The sequence below is a fragment of the Streptomyces sp. NPDC090032 genome (genome assembly GCF_044748025.1).
Classification (GTDB): domain Bacteria; phylum Actinomycetota; class Actinomycetes; order Streptomycetales; family Streptomycetaceae; genus Streptomyces.
In genome coordinates this window covers 154,601-175,400 of record NZ_JBIVFF010000014.1, presented here as the reverse complement: position 1 = coordinate 175,400, position 20,800 = coordinate 154,601, and the positions used below count along the sequence as shown (strand labels likewise).

Genomic DNA, 20,800 nt, shown 5'->3' with positions numbered 1-20,800 from the left:
CGCTGGGTCACTCCACAGTGCCAGTCCTGCCGCCCGCTTCTCGCCGCTGAGCGCGGCCTTCTGCGATTGCGACGTGTTCCTCACATGCCCGTCCGGTTCTCCGTATGAAGCTCTTCTCTCACGGCAGCCGCCGTAGCCCGGACCAACCATGGCCGGGTCCCGGCCAAGGGCTCCAGCGGAGCGCGCCATCGGCAGTCGCGCCGCCTCCCCTGACCACGCACGAAGTCTCCCTTGTGCGGGCCGCACTGACCCTGGTCGAGTCTCAAACAGCTGAACTGACGGTCTACTTCTACACCATTCTCTTCACCCGCTACCCCCAGGTGAGGAACCTCTTCCCTGGCAACATGGATGTCCAACGCGGCCGTCTCCTGCGGGGCCTGCTGCGGATCATCGACCTCGCTGACGACCCAGACAATCTTGTCCGGTTCTGCACCCGGCTCGGCCACGATCACCGAAAATTCGGCGCGATCGAGGCCCACTATCCGGCAGTCGGCGAATGCCTTCTCGCCGCACTGGCCCGCTACAGCGGCAACGCCTGGACTCCCGAGATGGCCGCGGCGTGGACCCGTGCCTTCGCCGTCGCCTCGCGCGTGATGATCCTGGCCGCCGCTGACGACGCCCGCGTGCGCCCCGCCACCTGGGAAGCCCGGGTCGTACGCCACGTCGACCGAGGCCACGGCATCGCCGAGATCACCGTGGAACCGGACATCCCTTACCCTTACGCGGCAGGTCAGTACGTCACCCTGGAGACACCCTGGCATCCCTTGGCTTGGCGGCACTACTCCCCCGCAAACGCGCCACGCCAGGACAACAGACTCACCTTCCACGTCCGGGCCGTGCCTCATGGGAGCGTCAGCAACGTCCTGGTTCATCAGGCATCTGTAGGGGACTTCGTACGTCTGGGACCTCCTCAGGGCGACATGACCCTAGACGTCGCAGCCGACCGCGACTTGGTGTGCGTGGCAGGCGGAACCGGGCTCGCCCCGATCCAGGCCCTTCTGGAGGAAACAAGCCGCCGGGACATGCACCGCCATGTCGACCTGTTCATCGGAGCCCGGACAGCCGACGAGTTGTACGGCCTGGACGCCATGCTCAGAATGGCTCAGCGTCACCATTGGCTTTCCGTTCGGGCGGCTGTCTCCCACCAGCGCATCCCCGGCCTGGAAGGTCAACTCCCACAAGTTCTACGGGAGTTCGGTCCCTGGGATCAGCACACAGCGCTCGTGTCCGGTCCTCCCGCCATGGTGACTGCGGCAGCACGGACCCTCCGGGAACACGGGATGCCGTCGGCCCACATCCACCATGACGCACTGGACGTGCCCGTGCTTACCGCTCCCCTCCTCCCTCCTGGACAACGCCAAGAAGACGACGCACCCCAGTGACCACACCCAAAGCTCTGCTCCCCTGGGATCAGTTCTCGCGGCGAGCCGCTCCACGTATGGCGACCATGTCGTGTCCCGCAGCGCATACGTACGTGGCCTTGGCTGGGGCGGCACGCCGTCGACCGGCGCAGCGTCTTCGGCTTCGGCGAGGTCTGGGTGTAGCGAGACAACGAGGGGTTCTTGTCGGTGTGGAGGACCGCATGTGTGGTGGCGGGGGCGAGACGGTGGCGATGCCGGGCGCGGCTTCGGGCCACACCAGCAGGACGGGCTTCGGGATTGGAATAGCCATTGTCGCTAGCCAGACGGCCATCCTCGCGACTTCACAGGGCTACGGACGGAAGTCGCGGCCGAACCAGTCAAGGCACACGACCAAGGCATCGTCATCGGCATCGGCATTGAGGTGCGCCGCGAGTTCCTGCAGGATCGCCCGAGGCACTGCGGCCGCCGGGAGGAGACCGGCGGCCTGGATCGCACGGGCCAGCTTCTTCTCGCCGTAGGCCTCTCCCGCCTTGGTCGCGGCGGCGTAGACACCGTCGCTGACGAAGACCAACCGGTCACCTGGCAGCGCCTCAAACTTCTGCGCGACATACTCGGTCTCTTCGAACATGCCCAGAGGGAGTTGCGCTTCGAAGGGCACCCGCTCCACGGTCTTGCCGCGCTGACGCCACAGCTGGGGGGAGCCTGCATCCACCACCTCTGCCTGTCCTGTGGCCAGGTTGAAGGAGAGCAGCAGGGTCGAGACATATTCCCTGCCTCGATGCTGCGCGTAGAGCGCCTGGTCGGCCAGGCATGCCTGGTCCGCGATACCGATCCCGGCCCGCCGCGCGTTGCGCAGGGCGTTCACTGCCAGATTGGTGAGCAGGGACGCCTGGATCCCCTCGCCCATGCCGTTGGTCACGCTCAGGGTGAGCGTCTCAGACGTGGTGGCCCAGTCGAAGTTGTCGCCGTGGATGTCGTACGCCGGCTCCAACTGTGCGCCGATCGCGTATTCCTTGCGGGAGCAGGCTCGCCCTGGCAGCAGTTGCCACTGCATCTCGGCGGCAAGCGTGAGGCGGCTGGCCCGCCGGGCCTGGAGGTAGAGATCGGTGTCCCGTTCGGCCACAACGATCTCGTGTCCGAGGAGTTCGGCGACTTCGGTGAGCTCTGCCACGGTGTCGGACGTGCATCTCTCCTTGGGGATCCGCACGGAGAGGATGCCGAGTCGGTCGCCGCGGACCGTCACGGGCAGGTACAGGTCGACGGCCCCTTCACGGCTCACGAACCGGCCGTAGGGCTCCTGGCTGCCGAACGCTCGGCCCTCGGGGCTGGATTGCACGGACAGGGCCTCAGCAGTGTGCGGTAGCTCGGTAACCGGCTGAAGGACGGTGAGGCTGTAGTCAGCCATGAGCAGCTCGACATCGATGGCTTCATAGTGCTCGGCCAGAGTGACACGCACCGTGTCGATGAGGTTGTGTGGTGCGGCCGTCCGCACAGCACGTTCCACGGCCAGGAAATTCGTCACGGTGAGGCCTTCTTCGTCAGGGAGTCGGGAGATGCTGAGCGATTGACGGGGCCGGGGACATCGGCCTCGGGTCGCTCACTGCCCTGGAAGAACGCTCCCGGCGGTGTACGTCCTTCGCTACCGCGGTGCCCGCATAGCGCGGCCTGCTGAGGCCGAACGGGAACTTCATGGAGCCGCAAATATTGCTGTGCGGCAATTATCGATTGTAGCGCGTGGCCATGCAGGGGCGACTGTCGTCGTTCCTGTCCCTCCAGAGCGCGCGAGCGGAGCGCCCGGCACTGTGGCGACAGGGGCGTCGTTCCGGTTTGGGTCTCACCGACTCAGCGCTGTCCGCGAGGCGGTGTCCCAGCGAGGCCGGGCGTACGGCACGCCCGCCCCGCGCGGGGATTCCCGGCCCCACCCGGAGGCGCTCGAACCTTCGGACGGGCATGCTGCTCACCGTCGGATCGACGCCGGCGCCCGTGCAAGGGATATTTTCAACGTAGCGGGCAGAAGACCAGGGCGAGCCTGGCAGCCGCATGGCCTGCATTCACTTGCCCGCGACGCGTGCACACCCTTTCACGGAGAGTGACGGCCGTATGGACCGCGAGGGACAAGGCGATCCCCGGCACGAGCTGGCCGAGGAGACGGCCGCCGCAGTGGAGACGCTGGCGTCTCTGTGGTGGCGGGCCTCCCAGGAGGTCTCTCCACGACTTTCGGCCTTGCAGTTGGACGCCCTACTCATCACGCGTCGCAACCCTGGTATCAACCTGACCGGTCTGGCGGTAGCGGTCGGCGCCGCACCGCCCGCCGTGAGCAGGCTGTGTGACCGACTGGAGGCCGCAGGTCTTCTGCGCCGAGAAGCGTCGCCAACGAGCCGTAGGGAAATCGAGCTGGCACTGACGCCGCGCGGGCACAAGATCATCGACAGCTTGTTCGCCCGGCGGTCCGAACTGCTCGGTAACGTACTGGGCCGCATGGCGGCCTCCTCGCAGCGGGAGTTGCTGGCGGGGTTGCAGGCATTCTCCGAGGCAGTGCGGGCCGGGCGTCTCGATGGCAGCGAGCTTTCCTGATGCCTGGCATCCGCCCGCCAGGCAGGGTCCGGGTGAGCCGGTCATGTTCTGCCCCGCCAGTCCAGGCAGACAACGGCGGCGTCGCTGGAAGGGTCGCTGTCATCGGCGAGTTGGATCAATCGCCTGACCAAGACGCGGGCTGCTTCGTCCGTCGAGGAATCGCGAGTTGCGGAGATCATGGCACGCAACGCGTCCTCGCCCGATCCGCCGCCTCCCGGCGCTGGGGCGCCCTGCGCGGCGCGGTGACGATGACGAGTCGGTCGCTCGGTGCGACACTCAGCGGCTGTTCGCGGTAGTCGGTGTCTTCGAACATGCCCAGGGGCAGCTGAGCCTCGAGTTCCTGCATTTCCGCCGCGAGCGTCAACCGTTGACGTCGGCGAGCCCGCAAGTAGAGGTCAGTGTGGCGGTCAGCGATGACGAGTTTGCGTCCGATCGTCGCAGCGAAGGCTCTCAGCTCCATCACGGCCGCCATCCCCAGGGACGACTTCGGGAGGTTCACCGACAACACGCCAACGCGATCGCCGCGGACGGTCACCGAAAGGTGCAACGTGACCGTGCCGGGAACACCGGCCTCCAGGGTCGGTGCTTCGGTGGCAAAAGCACGGGCCACTGGTGCCCCATCGTGCACGGAGATGACGCGCCCCGTGTGCGGCGGCGTTGTGACCGGACGCAGTTCTGTCAGGCCGTAATCCGCCAGAAGCAGCGCCACGTCGCGTGCTTGCGTGTGGGCAGCGAGCAGCTCCCGCGCGGTCGGCACCAATGCCTCGGGCGACGCCGAACGCAAAGCGTCCTCCGCCGACTTGAGCCAGCCTCCCCCATCTCCCCCACCGGCTTCCCGGCCACCCGGAACGGCCGGCCCCCTGCGGGGACCCGCACCTCGTTCCCCTCCAGACCAGCACGCACCGGCACCACCGAATTGCACGACTGAAGCGCCCTTTCCCGCTCCACCGGTGGCGCGCGTCGTTGACCGGTGCAGGGACAACCAGGCCCGACTGGGAACACGAAGGGATTCAGCTGCTGGCAGGGCGAAGTGCGGGACGCTGTCGCATCACGACCAGTCGCGGCCGCTAGAACCTGTCGTCAAGCTCCCGTCGTACGCCCGGAGGCGGGCCCAGCAGCGCCTGGCGCGTGCCGATCGCAAGGCGCCGGAGACTCCTCGATGAGGTCCCCATGGCTCTCAAGGCCCTGGGAGAGGAGCTCCTAGGCGATGGACGCCGTAGGGCCGTCGTCCGATTCCACTTCGCTCGGCAGACCGATGTGCGCGGCAGCTGCTGCTCGGAAAACTTCCAGCCCCTCGGCCAGGGTCGCCAGATGTGCCGGCGGCATCGATTGCAGCACGGCCTCTACCTCACGCGCGCGTGCGGTGCGGAACTCTTCGAGAACGACAGATCCGCGCCGGCTCAGTCGCAGATCGACTTCCCGGCGGCTGGTGGTGCTGGGGAGCCGTTCGACCAGGCCGGCTGCCTCCAACCGGTCGCACAGACGGCTTACCGCCGACGGGCGCGATCCGAGCGCGTCGCCCAGGGTCCGAAGATTTACCTTCTGCTGCTCCTGGATCACTGTCAGCGCCCGGAACTGCGAGGGCGAGAGGGGCCCTGAGGGCGCGGATTCCTGGCCGCGCCCCCACAACACCTCCAGCAGTTCCGACACACTGCACGCGGCGTGCGCCACCTGCTGGCTGCGGGACGGAAGGCTTCGGGGCATGCCAACACTCTCTCACTCGTACGTGAGCTTTGTCAGCCATGGGGTGGGCTGGAGAGCCCCTCCCGATCGGCGCCGGGAACGCATGGGCGGACGGGAGCGTCACAGGCCTGGCGGCGATCGCGCCGGCCTCCGGTTGGACGCCCCCGGGCTCGATCCGGGTCAGGCGTGCCGCCACCTGACCGAGCCGCATCCGGTCTTCACACAGCGGCAGAACGAGCACACGTACCCGCTCGGTCAGTTGCTCGTCGGACACAGAGGCCGTCGGTTCCGCCCTGTGCGATTGCCTGGATACCGGCGTGCGGATGCTGTCTCGTCGGTAACCGCCTCGGTCAGGCGACGGCGTGAGGTGACGTAACTTCTGAGCACGTCCGGCGCTCTCAGCATGCGGCTTCACGGTTGGGAGTTGCGGTGCCCAGGAGCGCCAGTGTCCCGGTCCGGAGATCCTGTCGCAGTAGCGGCAGATGCGGTCGATGATCTGATCTGCGGTCTTGGTCCACTTGAAGGGCCGAGCCTGTTCGTTCCAGGTCTTGATCCACTCTTCGAGCCCGGTCTTCAGTTCATCAAGTGAGCAGAACACGCCGCGTTCGAGGCAGCGTCGTTCCAGCTCGGCGAACCACCGTTCGACCTGGTTGATCCAGGACGAGTAGGTCGGGGTGAAGTGCAGGCGGAACCGGGGATGCGCAAGCAGCCACTTGTGCACCACCGGCGCCTTGCGGGCGGAGAGGTTGTCGCAGATCACTGGCCGGGATCGGTCTGGCGGTCGATCTCGTCGGGGAAGTCACGGAAGTCGACCGCGCGGTGCTGTGCGGACAGCTTCCCGATCACCTTGCCGGTGGCGGTGTTCAGGGCGGCGAACAGGTCCACGGTGCCGTGCCGGACGTAGTCGAAGCTGCGGCGCTCAGGGGTGCCCGGCACCGTCGGCAGCACCGGCGCTGTCCGTTCCAGGGCCTGGATCTGCGGTTTCTCGTCGACCGCGAAGACGGCCGTGTTCGCCGGCGGGGCGAGATACAGTCCGACCACGTCACGGATCTTGTCGATCAGCAGCGGGTCCAGAGAGATCTTGAAAGTTTCCGTGTGCCAGGGCTGCAGTGCTTGCAGGTCAGGAACGCCTTCGGGTCTTCGTAGACCTGGAGGCGGGGGTCGGCGACCAGCGCGCGTAGTGCGCGTTTGCCGAGGCAAGTCCCGGCGTAGCGGTCCTCCTCGGCACCGTCGTCGACGAAGGAGCCCGGCGACACCAGCGCCTTCTCCACCAGGACGTGGAAGGCGTCCGTGTCGGTCGCGGCCAGCAGCGCCGAATAATCCGTCCAGGCGAGATGCGCGATCTGGTGGGCGACTCTCCAGCCGGGCGCCGGGGTGGCGAGCGCCCACTGCTCGGCGCTCAACTCGGCCACCAGCCGGTCGAGTTCCTCGCTCTCCTCGCGCAGGTCGTCGAACACGGGCGTCGGATCGGACACGGGACGCTCCCCCTCGGGCATGGCAGCGCCGAAGAAAACAAGCAAACATGCTTGCATAATTGCGGCCGTTCGGTGCACGACCCGGGGCGAGGGCTGCGCGGACCCTGTGGGCTCAATACACTCGGCGATCGCGCCCATCGCGGCGCACACTCGCATATCGGGGGACGAACGATGAGCAACTGGAACCCGGGCGGACAGCCGCCCCAGGGGCCGCAGCCCTACCAGCCGCAGCCACCTCAGCCCTATCCGCCCCAGCCCTACGTGCCGCCCCAGCCCCAGCCGCCCTACCCGGGGCCGCCGGTGCCGCCGCCGGGCGGGCCGATCACCCGGCTGCGGCGGCGGATCGGCCCCATCCACACCGCGCGCAGGGTCTTCACCCCGTCACGGCCGGGCATCGTCTCGGATCCTGAGGTGGCGCGGATGCGGAAGATCAGGACCCTGGTCGGCGTGGGCGCGTTCCTGTGGATGTCCTACGCCTACAAGCTCGCCCCCAAGCTCAGCGATGCGGCGGACGAGCAGGTCGACAAGTCGTGGACCAGCGCCCTCATGCTGGCGGCGACCCTCCCGGTCGTCGTCGGCGTCCTGTACGGCCTGGCCGCTCCGGCGGCGCGACGGGACCTGCTGCGCCGGGCGGGGCGGTGCTTCGGCGCGATCGTGGCCATGATGGCGGCGGCCTCCGTCTTCCCGATCGTCGTGCTCTCAGGGTTCTTCGAGGGCCAGGAACCCCTCGTGGAGGGCCACTTCACCGTGACGAAGGGCCTCATCCTCGCGTTCACCCTCTTCGTCCTCTTCTGGGTGACGCCGTTCGTCGTCTGGGGCGTGGGACTCGCCGTCCAGCACGTGTTCCGCACCGCGGACATCCACGAGACGGTGCCGCCGCTGCTGATCATGGCGTTGGCGTGGGAGATGGCACTGATCGACATGTTCACCGGCGCCCACGAGGGCGTGCCGACGGTGATCCGGTACGTGTTCATCCTGGGCGCCCCGCTCTCCGTCACGGCGGTGGGCCTGTGGGAGCTGCACCGGCTGCGCGTGCACTACGGGCTGGGGATGCGGGGACTGCTGATGCGCTAGGAACGGCGCCTCGCAGGACGTACTAGTGATCTGGTTTTGAGGTCGTGGGTCGCCACGTGAGGCGTCCCCTCTTTCAGATTGCGGCGTTCTGCTGCGGCGGGTAGCGCGCTCGCGCTGTGCTGCGTGGATGGGCGATACCCGGCTGGAACCTGTCGTGTTGTCGGAGGCCGAGCGGCTGACGCTGGAGAGCTGGTCCGAGTGCCGCTCGACCGCCCAGGGACTGGCCGTTCGCGCACGCATCGTGCTGGCGTGCGCGAACGGCTGGAACAACACCGTGGTCGCCGCGCGACTCGGTGTCGGCAGAGATACCGTGCGCCGCTGGCGCACACGGTTCCTTGCCCGGCGACTGGACGGACTCGCCGACGAGCCGCGGCCCGGGGTGCCGCGAACCATCACCGATGCCCAGGTGGAAGAGGTCGTGGTCCGCACCCTGGAGCAGACGCCGCAGGGCGGGACGCACTGGTCGAAGCGGGAGCTGGCCAAGGTCGTGGGGATCTCGCCGGCGAGCGTGCTGCGGATCTGGCACGCCTTCGGCCTGCAGCCGTGGCGGAGTGAGACCTTCAAGATGTCACCCGACCCGTTCCTGATCGACAAGATCCGCGATGTCGTCGGCCTTTACCTCGCCCCGCCGGCCAATGCCGTCGTCTTCGCGATGGACGAGAAACCACAGATCCAGGCTCTTGAGAGGACCGCACCGGTCCTGCCGATGATTCCGGGAGTGCCCGAGCGGCGGAGTTTCGACTACGTCCGGCACGGGACCGTCGACCTGTTCGCCGCACTGAACACCGCCACGGGCAAGGTGATCACGAAACTGTCCGCCCAACACCGGGCCGTCGACTTCCGCGACTTCCTCGACGAGATCGCTACCGCCAGACCGACAAGAGCCTGGCGGTCCACGTCATCTGCGACAACCTCTCCGCCCACAAGGCGCCCGTGGTGCACAAGTGGCTGCTCGCGCACCCCCGCTTCCAGCTCCACTTCACCCCGACCTACTCGTCCTGGATCAACCAGGTCGAACGGTGGTTCGCCGAGCTGGAACGACGCTGCCTCACACGCGGGGTGTTCTGCTCGCTCGACGACCTCAAGACCGCACTCGAAGAGTGGATCAAGGTCTGGAACGAACAGGCTCGGCCCTTCAAATGGACCAAGACCGCCGACCGCATCTGCCGCTACTGCGACAGGATCTCCGAACCAGATCACTAGTGTCAGTGCGCCGCTGATGTCCGATCGAAGGCGATGCCGCGATGGCCGATGACGCTTACTTGTTCCTGCTCCCCGACCGGCATCCACGGTTGGGGAGCAGCTCATGCCGCCGTGGGCCTTCTGGAGTGTGCGGAAACTCCCGCCGTACATGGTTGGTTGCAGGCCCACGGTGCATCAGCGACTTCCGAGCAGGTGCGGGTTCTTCCCGCTGAGGCGCAGTCCCTCATCCCTGCGGACGCGGAGCGGTTGCCGGTTCCGTTGAGCGAGGAGGAGACGCTGAGGGTCCAGCAGGAGTGTGCGCCCCAGTCCGTCACGGACGTGGAGGCGGAGTTGCTGGAATTCCGGGACCTGACGCAGGACTGGCAGGCTCTCGTACAGCGGGCCCTGACAGCTGGCATTCCCGCAGCGCGCATCGCTCGGCTGACCGGCTTGGACCCGCAGGACGTGGGCCGCCTGATCGTGTGACCAAGGCGCGAGCGCGCGGTACGGGCCCCAGGCTGAGGCCCGTACCGCGTCTGCATCCGTGGCTCGCGGCAGTGCAGCGTCAGACGAACATGCCGCTGCGGAGTTTGGCCAAGGTGCGGGTCAGGATCCGGGAAACATGCATCTGGGAGACGCCGATGGCTGCGCCGATCTCTGATTGCGTCATCTCCTGCCCGAAGCGCATCTCGATGATGCGGCGCTCACGCTCGTCGAGGCCTTCCAGAAGCGGGGCCAGCGCGTGCAGGTTCTCCACAGTGTCCATGGCCGGGTCGGGGTCACCCAGGACATCCGCGAGCGTTCGTGATCCATCGGGCCGGGGCTCACTGGGATCGCACGGCATGTCGATCGACCCCGCTGTATAGCCGTTGGCGGCGATGATCCCTTCGACTGTCTCCTCCTCGCTGAGTCCCAGATGCTCGGCGAGTTCCTTGACGGTCGGATCGCGGTCCAGTGCGGTGGAGAGCTCGTCCTTACCCCTGGCAAGTTGGACACGCAATTCCTGGAGTCGGCGCGGCACATGGACGGCCCAGGTGGTGTCGCGGAAGAACCGCTTGATCTCGCCGACGATGTAGGGGATGGCAAAGGAGGTGAACTGAACCTCGCGGGTCAGGTCGAACCGGTCGATCGCCTTGATCAGGCCGATCGTGCCGACCTGGATGATGTCCTCCATATCGCCGCTGCCACGGTTACGGAAGCGGGATGCCGCGAATTGAACCAGGGACAGGTTCATCTCGATGAGTGTATTGCGGGCGTCCTGGTACCCCGCGGTCCCCTCTTCCAGCGCCTGCAGCCGTTCGAAGAACACCTTCGACAGATCCCGCGCGTCCTTGGGCGCGATCTTTCCTGCGTCCTCGACCCACGGCAGTTCACTCCCCTCATGACCGATGCCAAGGCCAGGAGTCTCCGTTGCCTGCGCTCTCACACCTTCATGAGCGTGCACCGATGTTGCCGTCATTTCGCTGCCTTCCTCTGCGTCTCTGCCGACGCCTCGTCGCGCCCACAGGCTCTTGGTGTGCTCGATGACCGTTTGCACCTTCGCCTGCTCCGGTGCGTTACCGCTTCCGGCCTGACCCTTGGGCGTCTTGACGGTCATGTCGACCTGCTGGCGCCGGATGCGGCCCTTGTCGTCAAGCCACAGTTCCATCGGGAGGGTGGGGCCAACCTGCTGCTTCAGTTATTCGCCGTTGGCCAGTTGGGCGACATCAACCTCGACCCTGTATCGCGCGGTCCGCGCGCCCCCGATGGTGGCGGTTCCGATCTTCTTGACGTCCTGGTCGGTGACGCCCTGGCGAATGCCGCGGACTGCGCAGGGTCGCCGGCCTGATCGCCGGCGGCACTGTTCCGCTGGGCCTTCTTCAGGTCGATCTTGATCCACGGCTTCTTGCCGGGCACACGCGCGCGTTGCTCCGCAGGAGCCTTCTGATAGAGGACCTGGTCCACGACCCGCTGCTGAATCTTCTGCCCCTGGGTGACCACGGTGAGGTCACTACGGCCGTCGGTGAGGTAGGTCGATGACGCCCTGCCCCTCCACCGTGAGTGTCTTCCCACCGACCGAGGCCTTCGACCGTAGAGTCAGCCGGGCCGTGTCGACTGCAGCGGTCTTGTCGAATGCGGTGCGGTCCGCTGCCGTGCCTTCCTCGCGGGCACCCGGGCTTGACGCGGCCGCACCGTTCCCGCCTGCGGTATTTTCGTCGTTTTCACAGGCCATGAGCGTGGTGCAGGCGAGCGTGCCCACCACGCCGACAGCTGTCAATCGGGCCCCATCACGTAAACCGATCATGCGCGCGACTCCCCTGGTCGAAGAACGGTGTTGCGGCCAATAATCGGCGGTGAAGGCATCTCGATTACCCCACCATTTGTCCAAAATTCTGGCCTGGTAGGGGAATTGCGATAGAGCGCCCGATTCCACGGACGTCACGGCCGGCAAGAGCGGGCAGGGACTCCAGGGCCCCGTTGGACCAGACCCGGCCTACGAAGCGTCGCGGAGCACCTGGTGGTGCGGCTTGGACAACCACGGAACATCGACCCTTCGACTCACATACGGCCGTCATGCGCCGCAGGGGCCTCGTGACCGCTGAGGAACCGCCCGCACCGAAGACCCAAGCACACCGGCAAACTATTACCCTGAGGCAAATATTGACACACGTGACAGGTTCGGGGAACCCCACCCCGTGCCAGGCTCCGGTTGCCCACCGGACAACGGGCGGCCACTCAAGCCTCTCGCCAGCCGCCACGGCCGCTCTACGTGGGGTCTTCGGCAGCTGCGTCGAGAGCGTCAGAGACGGCTGGATGGAGCGAGAGGAACTCGCCCAGCCCGGCAATCTCGAGCAGCCTCTGGAGCTGGGGAACGAGAGGGCCGGCGAGGTGCACCTTCTTGCGACTGGCCCAGAGCAGGAGGTTCAGTGCCGTGGAGTCGGCAAACGTCACACCGGACAGATCCAGAACGACCGACCGGCCGGAGCGGAGTGCGGCCCCAAGCGCCGCTCGGGCGTCGGGCTCCGTCTCAATGTCGATCTCTCCGACGAGCGCGACCACTTCAACTGCGCCTTGATCGGTGCGGTCGTTGCCGCCCGACTCGCTGTTCCACTTTGGAGCACCAACAGTTGTCATGTGGCAATACTTCCACGAGGCCTCCTCGGATACGAGGGCACTGACCGCGGAACGCGGCGCAGTCTCCGCTCACCTCGGCTCTCAGCGCCCGCAGCGGGCGCCGCCAGCCCACATCCGGAGTCGGCGTGCCCCTGAGATGACACTGACCGTGCACCGCATGCGACACGGACCGGGACCCGGAAGCCAGAATCTCCGGGCTTCAGGCCCAGGAGCGGCCCCGAAGCCGGCACTGAGCCCCCGTTATCTTCTTCGCGGTCCTGCAAGCCGCTGGCCTCCGGGCCCGGCATGACTGTTCCCCCCTGTCGAACCGATGACCTGGGGAGTGGTGTCACCGGGCTTCAAGAGGCGCCGTTGGAGACGCTGATGAGTGCCTCTGTGTGTCAAGTGACAGCAGCAAGCGTCGTGTGGCGGTCGCGTTTCAGGGTGCGGTAGACGACGTTCGACAGGCGTCGTTTCAGCGCCCGACGGGCTTCGGACGGGGTCTTGCCTTCGGTGATCTTCCGCAGGTAGTAGTCCTGGCCGCGACCTCCGTCGCGGATTTGGCAGACGGCGATGATGTGCAGCACGGAGTTCAGCGCCCGGTTGCCTCCGGTGTTGAGGCGGTGGCGGGTGTTCTTGCCGCTGGAGGCGTCCAGGGGCGCTGTGCCGGTGTAGCTGGCGAAATGGTGCTCGGTGGGGAAGCGTGCGACGTCTCCAACGTGCCCGAGGAGTTTGGCAGCGAGCACGGTGCCCAGGCCGGGGAGCTCGGTCCGCGCAGTGCGGGCGGCTGCCAGCGCGTCGCGCATCTGGGCTTCGTTGTCGCGGACTTGCCGGTCGACGCGTCGCAGGTCGGCGAGAAGGTCTCGAGCGAGATCACCGCGGCAGCAGTCGGTGGCCGTTGCAGGGCGGATGCCCTTCATCAGGACTGGCCGCCGACCAGCTGCCGTCCGGGGCCCGGGTGTTCGTCGGCGTCACCGACCCGATCGACCCCCGCGTCGAGACCCGCGAGGAGGTACGCGACCGCGTCCTGGAGGCCGCCCGCCACATCCCGGTCGACCAGCTGGGCACCTGCGACGACACCGGCTTCACCCCTACGCCGACGACACCTCCACGTCGCGGGAGCTGGCCTTCGCCAAGATCGAAGCCCGCTTGCGCGGCACCGAACTCGCCGCCCAGGACCTCGGCCTGTAGGCGTCGCCCATTCGCGGAGCAGGTCAGCGGCATCCACCTGGATCGTCGTCAGGTTGATGACCTGCGGCTTTGTCCGGATCGGGGAGCGGCTCAAGTTGCATGGGATGCACTTCGTCTCGGACTCGCACGAAACGGACCGGGTGGCGGTAACGGCCGGCGTCAACGGCGGTGTCGGCGACGAACTCGGCGACCAGGTCCGGCTGGACGAGCCGGTACTCCAGCTCGGTGCGGGTTCCCCATCCGGCTCTGAAGTGCCGCCCGTGCCAAGGGTGTTCGGGCCGCGCGGCCTTCAGCTGCGGGGCCACATCGCGGCGGGCCGCCGTGGTGAGCGGGCCGCTACGACGCGGCCAGACGCAAGCGGCCGGCCGCGTCGTAGCGGCCCAGCAAGAGGGTGAGCGGCGTCGTCACGGTGCTGGTGACGGCGGTGATCACCGCTTCGGTCGTGGTGTGGGCGCGCACCTTGATCCAGGCTCGCCTGCCGGGTGATACGACTGCGTCGCCTTCGTGGTCGTGGCGCTCAGAGCAAGCACGACCGCGGGATCAGTCGTCGCCGGCGGACTGGGAGCGGTGGCGGCGGGTCTGTCGGGCTACGTGAGCAGGACGTTCGTGCGGTCGCAGGAGGCGTCGGCTGGCCATCTGCGTGCCTACTTTGATCAGCCCTTGGAGTTCTCGCGGTACCTCGCCGCCGAGCGTCTCGTCGCCGACTCGAACTTGAGCGACGAACAGCGCGCCGAGTCGTGACGGAACTTGCGAAGGCCATGATCGCCGGGCCCACCCCTCCAGCAGTGGATACCGCTAGTGGCCCGAACGGTGATGCTGGAAACGCGAGGGCCTAACTACTGCGAGGGGAGGCGGCCGCAACCGCGCGCGATCGAGCCCCCGACCAGTCTGGACGGGGGCTTCGTCGTGACGTGTGCGGCAGGCGTTCACACGCCACTCTGTGCGCTTCCGTACAGGATCACCCTTCGCTATCCGGCCCTGAACAGGGCAATCATCAATCCCGCGAACAGCACGGCAGACACCATGCTAAGGACGACGTAAATGATCCTGGACCACCGCTCAGGACTCAATGAGCTCCCCCTCCCCGGACAACCAAGCCCGGTAACTCTAGGGCCGCGTCAGCCCAGACGCACGGGTGCCAGAAGAAGCGGAGCCTTACTGGCTCTAACAAAAGCTGTTGATCATGTGGCTGTTGGCTTGTCGGGTCGCTGGTCTGTTCATGGCGAAACGTCAGTCGCGGCCATGGATCGTGTCGGACGAACTGTGGTCGCTCATCGAGCCGTTACTGCCCAAGCCGGGCCCGAGCTGGTCGAGGGCCGACCTCGGGTACCGGACCGGCAAGCGTTCTGCGGGATCCTGTTCGTCCTGCACACCGGCATCCAATGGGAGTACCTGCCCCAGGAGTTGGGCTTCGGATCAGGCATGACCTGCTGGCGGCGCCTGGCCGCCTGGAACGAGGCCGGCGTGTGGAATCAGCTCCACGCGGTGCTGCTGAAGGAACTGCGGTCGAAGAACCAGCTGGACTGGTCTCGGGCGGTGATCGACTCCTCCCGCGTCCGGGCGGCCCGGCGGGGCCCCAAAGCGGTCCCAGCCCGGTCGACCGCGCACGTCCGGGCAGCAAGCACCACGTCATCACCGACGGGCAGGGAATCCCGCTCGCGGTGTCGCTGACCGGTGGAAACCGCAACGACGTCACGCAGTTGCTGCCCCTGCTCGACAAGATCCCCGCCGCCGTCGGCGGGGTCGTCGGCCGGCCACGGCATCGGCCCGACCTGCTCTTCGCCGACCGCGGCTACGACCACGACAAATACCGGCGCCTGGTGCGGGCACGCGGCATCCGCCCCGTGATCGCCGAACGCGGTCAGCCGCACGGCACCGGTCTGGGCGCCTTCCGCTGGGTCGTCGAGCAGACGATCTCCTGGCTACACGGCTTCCGCCGCCTGCGCATCCGCTGGGAAAGACGCGACGACATCCACGAAGCCTTCCTCGGCATCGCCACCTGCCTCATCACCCACCGCCACGTCCAACGCCTCTGTTAGGACCTCTTAGACGGTGGTGGTGCTCATGCTCGGCTCATCTAGCTGAGGGCTGGGGTGGTAAGGGGCGCCGGCCCGGGCGGGCCCGGCCAGCGCCTTGGCGGTTCAGGCGCCGACTTGGACGTCCACGTGGTCGGTGTAGAAGGCCACGTGACCGGCGATGGGTGCGACCGCCTCGTACGGCTCGCGATAGGTCCACACGACATCGGCCCGCCCGCCCGCGGGCAGGGTGACGTGGTAGTACGAGGCGTCGCCCTTGTAGGGGCAGTACGTGTGGGTGTCGCTGGCGGTGAGCAGCGACTGGTCGACGTCGTCGAGCGGGATGTACTGGATCGGCGGGTAGCCCGCCTCGCGCAGCGTCAGGGCGCGGGTGGTGTCGGCGACGACCTGTGATCCGATACGGGCCACGACACGCCCGCCGGTGGGCTCGATGGTGATCGGGTGGTCGGGGCCGGGGATTTTGGGTTCGTGTGTCGTCATGGGTCGTTGCTCCTGAGTCTAGGGATGGGCAGGGCGCTCGGCTCAGCCGGCGGCGATGAGGTCGAACTCGTTGCCCTCGACGTCGGCGAACGTGGTCCAGCGGGCGCTGCCCCGCTCGACCTCGTGGAGCTTGCTCGCCCCGAGCGCGAGCAGTCGCTTGCTCTCGCCCTCGTAGTCGCTGGTGATCAGATCCGGGTGGAACCGGTTCTTGGTGTGCTTGGCCTCGGGGACCTGATGGAAGGCCAGCCGCGGCCCGCCGGCGGGCCCACCGGCCTCGATCACGGCGTCGTGCGCGTCGGCCCCGTCGGCGACCTCGCGGTCCAGGACGGCAGCCCAGAACGCCGCGGCACGTGCGGCGTCGGCGGCATCGAACGACGCCCCGAAGAACGTGGCGCTCATACACCTCTCCTTGCCTGAATATTTGACTAGAACGGTCTGTCTAATCGACACGAAAACCGTAGGCAGCGCGCTCTGCGACTGTCAAATTACAGGGCAGAGCACTAGGCCATCCCACCAATTTGACGAGACCGGATCGACCTGCTTAGCTCGATAGCAGAGCAGACAGACCGGTCTACTCATTTCGTAGGGAGGTGCCACCATGTCGAACACCCGCACAGCTCTGGTGACCGGCGCGACGTCCGGCATCGGCCGGGCGACCGCGAAGAAGCTCGCCCGGGACGGCTTCAAGGTCCTGGTTCATGGACGCGACGCCGACCGCGGCGCCGCCGTGGTCAAGGAGATCGAGGGCCTCGGCGGCCAGGCCGAGTTCCACGCTGCCGACCTCACGGACATCGCCGCCCTCAAGCAGCTGGCCGAAACGGCCCAGGGCGTCGAGGCCCTGGTCAACAACGCCGGGTTCTCCTGGTTCGGCCCCACCGCGGACCTCGAGCCGGACACCTTCGACGCGCTGTTCGATGCGAACGTGCGCAGCGCCTACTACCTCACCGCCGCCATCGCGCCGCAGATGGCCGAGCGCGGCGGGGGCGCCGTGATCAACCTGGGCAGCATGGCCGGGCAGATCGGCCTGGCAGGTGGCGCCGCCTACGGCGCCACCAAGGCCGCGCTCACCTCGCTGACCCGTGCCTGGGCCGCCGAGTACAGCCCGCGAGGAGTGCGGATCAACACGATCGCCCCCGGCCCCGCCTACACCGGCGGCTCCTCCCGGGAGAGCCTGACCGCCCTGGGCAAGACCACCCTCCTGGCCCGCACCGCGGAGGCCGAGGAGATCGCCGACGTCATCGCGTTCCTGGCCTCGCCGGCCGCCGGCTACGTCACCGGCGCGGTCATCCCCGTCGACGCCGGCCGTACCGCCGTCTGACCCCCCCCACCCCGTCCCCCTGAAGAATCGAGCAAGACCATGGATAACTCTGTTGTTCTGATCACCGGCGCACTCACCGGCATCGGTCGCGCCGCCGCCGTCGCCTTCGCCAAGAAGGGCGCGAACGTGGTTGTCGCCGGACGCCGCGACGAGGCCGGCAAGGTCCTGGCCGAGGAACTGCGCGCCCTGGGCGCCGAAGCCGAGTTCATCAACGCCGACGTCCGCCACGAGGACGACGTGCGCACGATGGTCGACGAGACCGTCGCCCGCTTCGGCCGCCTCGACATCGCGGTGAACAACGCCGGCACCGAGGGCCGCCCCAGCCCGATCACCGAGCAAAGTGCGGACACCTACAACGCGACGTTCGACACGAACGTCCTCGGCGTCCTGCTGAGCATGAAGCACCAGGTCCGCGTCATGCAGGAGCAGGGCCGCGGCAGCATCGTCAACATCTCCTCGACCTATGGGCACGAGGGCGCGGCGGGGGCCTCCGTCTACGTCGGCAGCAAGCACGCGGTCGAGGGCATCACCAAGTCGGTGGCCCTGGAGGTCGCCTCTTCGGGGATCCGGGTCAACGCTGTGGCCCCCGGCCCCACGGACACCGGCATGTTGACCCGCTTCACCGGCACCCCGGAGAACAAGGCCGCCCTGGCGAGTGAGGTCCCCCTGGCGCGCCTGGGCCTCTCGGAGGAAGTCGCCGCCGGGATTGTGTTCATCTCCTCGCCCGACGCCTCGTACGTCACCGGCCACATCCTCAACGTCGACGGCGGCCACACCGCCAACTGACCCACCCGGCACAGGGGCCCTTCCGCGCCGAAGGGCCCCTGTGCGGCCGCCGAAACCGCCCACCGGCCCAGCCCCCCGTCCCGCTGATCCAAGGAGAAGCGCCGCCCATGACCGACTACACCCACGACACCGCCCCGACCCAGTTCGTCGAGGCCGGCGGCATCCGCTTCGCCTACCGGCACTTCGGCAACACGGCCGCCGGCCGCACCCCGGTGGTGTTCTTCCAGCACTTCGTCGGCAACCTCGACGACCACGACCCGGCGATCAGCGACGGCTTCGCCGTCGACCGTGAGGTCATCCTGTTCAACAACACCGGCGTGGCCTCCACCAGCGGCACCGTCCCGGACACCATCGAGCAGATGGCCACCGACGCTGGCGCCTTCATCGACGCCCTCGGCCTGACGAACGTGGACCTGGTCGGCCACTCGATGGGCGGCCTGGTCGCCCAGCAGGTCGCCCTCCAGCGCCCCGATCTGGCCCGCAAGCTGGTTCTGGTCGGCACCGGCCCGCGCGGCGGCGTCAGCATCGGCGAGATGCCGGCCGAGACCGCCGCCCTGTTCGGCGTCACGCTGGACCAGCAGGAAGACATGTGGCTGCCGGTCCTGTTCGCCCCGAGTGAGACCAGCCAGCAGGCCGGCCGCGCCTACGTCGAGCGGATCCTGGCCCGCAAGGACCGTGACGCCTCCCCGTTCGGCGAGCAGGTCTTCGCCGGTCAGGGCACCGCGATCCACACCTACGGCACCACCAAGGACCCCGCCTACGCGATCCTGAAGAACATCACGATCCCGGTCCTGGTGGTCAACGGCAACGACGACATCATCATCCCGACGATCAACTCCTACATCCTCCAGCAGTTCCTCCCGGACGCCGAGCTGATCCTCTACCCGGACGCCAACCACGGCGCCCACTTCCAGTACCCCGACCGGTTCGTCACCCACACCACGCTCTTCCTCGACCGCTAGAAGCAGAGCCCACGAACCAGCAGGCCCGGCGGGTGGGGGCGGTCACCGTGCTGTGGTGACCGCCCCCACCCGCCACTTGGGAAGACAGACCTGTCTAGTCTTGTTGTGCAGGCTGGGAGCGGGAAAGCCCCCGAACGGAGCCGTAGACTGGACCGCGAGTCCGAAATGGAAAGAGAGCGCGCCGTGCCGACCAAGACTGCTACCGCACCGAAACCATCCGCGCGCGAGCGTCTGCTGGCCGCCGCCGACGAGCTGTTCTACAGCGAAGGCGTGCAGAGCGTCGGCATCGACCGCATCGTGCAGAAGGCCGGCGTCGCCAAGGCATCCCTCTACAACCTGTTCGGCAGCAAGGAAGAACTGATCCAGGCATACCTGGACGCCCGCCACGCCAACACCCGCGAACAGGTCGAACGCGCCCTGACCCGTTTCCGCACCCCCCGTGAACGACTCCTGGGCGTCTTCGACGCCCAGGGCCAGCTGTTCACCGAGCCCGACTTCAACGGCTGCGCCCACATGACCGCCAGCGCCGAGGCCCAGCCCGGCAGCCCGGTCGAATGCGCCGCAGACCGCTACCGGCAGTGGGTACGCGCCATGTTCACCGACCTGGCCCGCGAGGCCGGCGTCGCCGACGCCGAGGGCCTGGCACGGCAGCTGCACCTTCTGTACGACGGCGCCGGGGTCTCGGCACGGATGGACCGCGACCCGTCCGCGGCGACGACCGCCCGCGCGGCAGCCGCAGCGCTGTTCGACGCCGCAGCCAGGGACTAGGAACTGGTGGACGCCGGGCAGTAATCCGGTGAGAAATCCGGTGAGACTCCGAAGCCCCCGCAAAGGACCAGCTCACCCGGGGCGCCCGAGGGCCATCCTCTGCGGCCCCGAAACGCTGGGCGGTGGAAGCACCGACGGATCCTGACGTCCACCCCCGCGCTCATTCACGGATGAAACACCGCGAGAAGACCACCTATCGCGGCCTTACGCGGTACTGGTGCGGCTGCGTAGGTCGGTGCGTGCGCTGTCGAGGATTTCGTCGGCGAGGGCCGGGTCGGCATCGGCGACGGCGCGCGACAGCAGCAGGGCACCGGCCATCTCGCTGAAAAGTGCGATGGCGCGCGCTCGCCGCTCGCCTTCGTCGAGTCCGGGCGCTTGGACGATCTGCGTGAAACGGTCGAGGTTGGCCGCCAGGCCCTTCGCGTAGTGGGCGCGGGCGGCCGGGTCCAGTCGGCGGGCGTCGCCGGCGAAGCCTGTGTTGGGGCAGCCGTGCTCGATGTCGGCACGGTGCTCAGGCGACAGGTACCAGTCGATCTGTTCTGCGAGCGGGTCGCTGCCGCGGGTCTGGGATGCCGTGATGGCTCCGTCGAGGTTGTCGAACCCGTCCGCCATGGCCTGGGTGACGACCGCGTCGACGAGCGCATCTTTCGAGGCGAAGTGGTTGTAGAAGCCGCCACGCGTCATTCCGGCCGCGCGCATCAGCTCGACGAGGCCGACGGCAGCGACGCCGCGCTCGCGGAACAGTCCGTCCGCGGCGGCGATGATCGCCTCTCGGTTCTCTGCTACTTGCTGCTTCGAGACGCCCACGGTCTCCTCC

20 protein-coding genes and 5 pseudogenes are annotated in these 20,800 nt (G+C 67.7%); 12 read left to right on the top strand and 13 right to left on the bottom strand.

Annotation, left to right across the window (positions count from 1 at the left end):
* The first annotated feature begins 233 nt into the window (after positions 1-233).
* Positions 234-1,382, top strand: a complete 1,149-nt coding sequence (locus ACIPWY_RS31505; protein ID WP_362910646.1) for a globin domain-containing protein — start codon at positions 234-236, stop codon at positions 1,380-1,382.
* A gap of 328 nt (positions 1,383-1,710) precedes the next feature.
* Here ACIPWY_RS31505 and ACIPWY_RS31500 read toward each other — a convergent pair whose 3' ends face one another.
* Positions 1,711-2,883, bottom strand: a complete 1,173-nt coding sequence (locus ACIPWY_RS31500) for a PP2C family protein-serine/threonine phosphatase (RefSeq protein ID WP_362910645.1) — start codon at positions 2,881-2,883, stop codon at positions 1,711-1,713.
* A gap of 578 nt (positions 2,884-3,461) precedes the next feature.
* Here ACIPWY_RS31500 and ACIPWY_RS31495 point away from each other — a divergent pair.
* Positions 3,462-3,935, top strand: a complete 474-nt coding sequence (locus tag ACIPWY_RS31495; protein WP_393705196.1) for a MarR family transcriptional regulator — start codon at positions 3,462-3,464, stop codon at positions 3,933-3,935.
* Positions 3,936-4,110: 175 nt separating this feature from the next.
* Here the strand turns inward: ACIPWY_RS31495 and ACIPWY_RS31490 are convergent, their stop codons facing one another.
* The 5 genes and pseudogenes from ACIPWY_RS31490 to ACIPWY_RS31470 all read right to left on the bottom strand — a co-directional run.
* A complete protein-coding gene (locus ACIPWY_RS31490) occupies positions 4,111-4,719 on the bottom strand; it encodes a hypothetical protein (protein WP_401536047.1) in 609 nt (202 codons plus the stop codon).
* A 416-nt stretch (positions 4,720-5,135) separates the two neighbouring features.
* On the bottom strand, positions 5,136-5,639 hold the full coding sequence (locus tag ACIPWY_RS31485; protein ID WP_393705199.1) for a MarR family winged helix-turn-helix transcriptional regulator: 504 nt from the start codon (positions 5,637-5,639) through the stop codon (positions 5,136-5,138).
* Between the two features lie 610 nt (positions 5,640-6,249).
* A pseudogene (locus ACIPWY_RS31480) lies at positions 6,250-6,339 on the bottom strand (hypothetical protein); the annotation flags it as partial.
* Positions 6,340-6,374: 35 nt separating this feature from the next.
* A complete protein-coding gene (locus ACIPWY_RS31475; protein ID WP_401536043.1) occupies positions 6,375-6,659 on the bottom strand; it encodes a hypothetical protein in 285 nt (94 codons plus the stop codon).
* A 176-nt stretch (positions 6,660-6,835) separates the two neighbouring features.
* Positions 6,836-7,093: pseudogene (locus tag ACIPWY_RS31470) on the bottom strand (maleylpyruvate isomerase N-terminal domain-containing protein); the annotation flags it as partial.
* Positions 7,094-7,264: 171 nt separating this feature from the next.
* Between ACIPWY_RS31470 and ACIPWY_RS31465 the strand changes: the two are divergent.
* The 3 genes and pseudogenes from ACIPWY_RS31465 to ACIPWY_RS31455 all read left to right on the top strand — a co-directional run bounded on the left by ACIPWY_RS31465 (position 7,265) and on the right by ACIPWY_RS31455 (position 9,835).
* Complete coding sequence (locus tag ACIPWY_RS31465; RefSeq protein ID WP_393705200.1) at positions 7,265-8,167, top strand: hypothetical protein; 903 nt, start codon at positions 7,265-7,267, stop codon at positions 8,165-8,167.
* A gap of 127 nt (positions 8,168-8,294) precedes the next feature.
* Positions 8,295-9,370, top strand: a pseudogene (locus ACIPWY_RS31460) (IS630 family transposase).
* A 33-nt stretch (positions 9,371-9,403) separates the two neighbouring features.
* Positions 9,404-9,835, top strand: a complete 432-nt coding sequence (locus tag ACIPWY_RS31455; protein ID WP_401536041.1) for a DUF6003 family protein — start codon at positions 9,404-9,406, stop codon at positions 9,833-9,835.
* A 79-nt stretch (positions 9,836-9,914) separates the two neighbouring features.
* Here ACIPWY_RS31455 and ACIPWY_RS31450 read toward each other — a convergent pair whose 3' ends face one another.
* From ACIPWY_RS31450 to ACIPWY_RS31440, 3 genes are all read right to left on the bottom strand, one after another.
* The gene (locus ACIPWY_RS31450; RefSeq protein ID WP_393705283.1) at positions 9,915-10,808 is read right to left on the bottom strand and encodes an RNA polymerase sigma factor SigF; all 894 of its coding nucleotides are present in this window, start codon (positions 10,806-10,808) and stop codon (positions 9,915-9,917) included.
* Positions 10,809-12,094: 1,286 nt separating this feature from the next.
* On the bottom strand, positions 12,095-12,463 hold the full coding sequence (locus tag ACIPWY_RS31445) for an STAS domain-containing protein (protein WP_393705201.1): 369 nt from the start codon (positions 12,461-12,463) through the stop codon (positions 12,095-12,097).
* Between the two features lie 380 nt (positions 12,464-12,843).
* The gene (locus tag ACIPWY_RS31440; RefSeq protein WP_393705202.1) at positions 12,844-13,362 is read right to left on the bottom strand and encodes a transposase; all 519 of its coding nucleotides are present in this window, start codon (positions 13,360-13,362) and stop codon (positions 12,844-12,846) included.
* Positions 13,363-13,376: 14 nt separating this feature from the next.
* On the opposite strand from ACIPWY_RS31440, the pseudogene ACIPWY_RS31435 reads away from it, so the two are divergent.
* Positions 13,377-13,633, top strand: a pseudogene (locus tag ACIPWY_RS31435) (5-methyltetrahydropteroyltriglutamate--homocysteine methyltransferase); the annotation flags it as partial.
* A gap of 336 nt (positions 13,634-13,969) precedes the next feature.
* Here the strand turns inward: ACIPWY_RS31435 and ACIPWY_RS31430 are convergent.
* Complete coding sequence (locus ACIPWY_RS31430; protein ID WP_393705203.1) at positions 13,970-14,092, bottom strand: hypothetical protein; 123 nt, start codon at positions 14,090-14,092, stop codon at positions 13,970-13,972.
* Between the two features lie 51 nt (positions 14,093-14,143).
* On the opposite strand from ACIPWY_RS31430, the gene ACIPWY_RS31425 reads away from it, so the two are divergent.
* Entirely contained in the window at positions 14,144-14,374 is a 231-nt protein-coding gene (locus ACIPWY_RS31425; RefSeq protein WP_393705204.1) for a hypothetical protein, read from the top strand.
* Positions 14,375-14,852: 478 nt separating this feature from the next.
* Positions 14,853-15,672: pseudogene (locus ACIPWY_RS31420) on the top strand (IS5 family transposase).
* A 102-nt stretch (positions 15,673-15,774) separates the two neighbouring features.
* Here ACIPWY_RS31420 and ACIPWY_RS31415 read toward each other — a convergent pair.
* On the bottom strand, positions 15,775-16,149 hold the full coding sequence (locus tag ACIPWY_RS31415) for a DUF427 domain-containing protein (protein WP_393705205.1): 375 nt from the start codon (positions 16,147-16,149) through the stop codon (positions 15,775-15,777).
* 42 nt (positions 16,150-16,191) lie between these two features.
* On the bottom strand, positions 16,192-16,548 hold the full coding sequence (locus ACIPWY_RS31410; protein WP_393705206.1) for a VOC family protein: 357 nt from the start codon (positions 16,546-16,548) through the stop codon (positions 16,192-16,194).
* Between the two features lie 199 nt (positions 16,549-16,747).
* Between ACIPWY_RS31410 and ACIPWY_RS31405 the strand changes: the two genes are divergently transcribed.
* The 4 genes from ACIPWY_RS31405 (at position 16,748) to ACIPWY_RS31390 (ending at position 19,983) form a co-directional block, all read left to right on the top strand.
* Positions 16,748-17,467 carry an SDR family oxidoreductase gene (locus tag ACIPWY_RS31405; protein WP_362910412.1) on the top strand — a complete coding sequence of 240 codons (720 nt, stop codon included), beginning with the start codon at positions 16,748-16,750 and terminating at the stop codon, positions 17,465-17,467.
* A gap of 39 nt (positions 17,468-17,506) precedes the next feature.
* Entirely contained in the window at positions 17,507-18,253 is a 747-nt protein-coding gene (locus ACIPWY_RS31400) for a glucose 1-dehydrogenase (protein WP_362910414.1), read from the top strand.
* A gap of 107 nt (positions 18,254-18,360) precedes the next feature.
* Positions 18,361-19,215 carry an alpha/beta fold hydrolase gene (locus ACIPWY_RS31395; RefSeq protein WP_393705208.1) on the top strand — a complete coding sequence of 285 codons (855 nt, stop codon included), beginning with the start codon at positions 18,361-18,363 and terminating at the stop codon, positions 19,213-19,215.
* A 183-nt stretch (positions 19,216-19,398) separates the two neighbouring features.
* Positions 19,399-19,983, top strand: coding sequence for a TetR/AcrR family transcriptional regulator (locus ACIPWY_RS31390; protein WP_393705209.1), 585 nt, complete (start codon positions 19,399-19,401; stop codon positions 19,981-19,983).
* 204 nt (positions 19,984-20,187) lie between these two features.
* Here the strand turns inward: ACIPWY_RS31390 and ACIPWY_RS31385 are convergent, their stop codons facing one another.
* Positions 20,188-20,790, bottom strand: coding sequence for a TetR/AcrR family transcriptional regulator (locus ACIPWY_RS31385; protein WP_362910420.1), 603 nt, complete (start codon positions 20,788-20,790; stop codon positions 20,188-20,190).
* Between the last annotated feature and the right edge of the window lie 10 nt (positions 20,791-20,800).

Excerpts from the sequence above, each read along its gene's own strand:
- ACIPWY_RS31485 (WP_393705199.1), bottom strand. The coding sequence starts at position 5,639 with ATGCCCCGAAGCCTTCCGTCCCGCAGCCAGCAGGTGGCGCACGCCGCG.
- ACIPWY_RS31440 (WP_393705202.1), bottom strand. The coding sequence starts at position 13,362 with ATGAAGGGCATCCGCCCTGCAACGGCCACCGACTGCTGCCGCGGTGAT.
- ACIPWY_RS31465 (WP_393705200.1), top strand. The coding sequence starts at position 7,265 with ATGAGCAACTGGAACCCGGGCGGACAGCCGCCCCAGGGGCCGCAGCCC.
- ACIPWY_RS31405 (WP_362910412.1), top strand. The coding sequence starts at position 16,748 with ATGTCGAACACCCGCACAGCTCTGGTGACCGGCGCGACGTCCGGCATC.
- ACIPWY_RS31495 (WP_393705196.1), top strand. The coding sequence starts at position 3,462 with ATGGACCGCGAGGGACAAGGCGATCCCCGGCACGAGCTGGCCGAGGAG.
- ACIPWY_RS31455 (WP_401536041.1), top strand. The coding sequence starts at position 9,404 with ATGCCGCGATGGCCGATGACGCTTACTTGTTCCTGCTCCCCGACCGGC.
- ACIPWY_RS31400 (WP_362910414.1), top strand. The coding sequence starts at position 17,507 with ATGGATAACTCTGTTGTTCTGATCACCGGCGCACTCACCGGCATCGGT.
- ACIPWY_RS31395 (WP_393705208.1), top strand. The coding sequence starts at position 18,361 with ATGACCGACTACACCCACGACACCGCCCCGACCCAGTTCGTCGAGGCC.
- ACIPWY_RS31415 (WP_393705205.1), bottom strand. The coding sequence starts at position 16,149 with ATGACGACACACGAACCCAAAATCCCCGGCCCCGACCACCCGATCACC.
- ACIPWY_RS31450 (WP_393705283.1), bottom strand. The coding sequence starts at position 10,808 with ATGACGGCAACATCGGTGCACGCTCATGAAGGTGTGAGAGCGCAGGCA.
- ACIPWY_RS31445 (WP_393705201.1), bottom strand. The coding sequence starts at position 12,463 with ATGACAACTGTTGGTGCTCCAAAGTGGAACAGCGAGTCGGGCGGCAAC.
- ACIPWY_RS31410 (WP_393705206.1), bottom strand. The coding sequence starts at position 16,548 with ATGAGCGCCACGTTCTTCGGGGCGTCGTTCGATGCCGCCGACGCCGCA.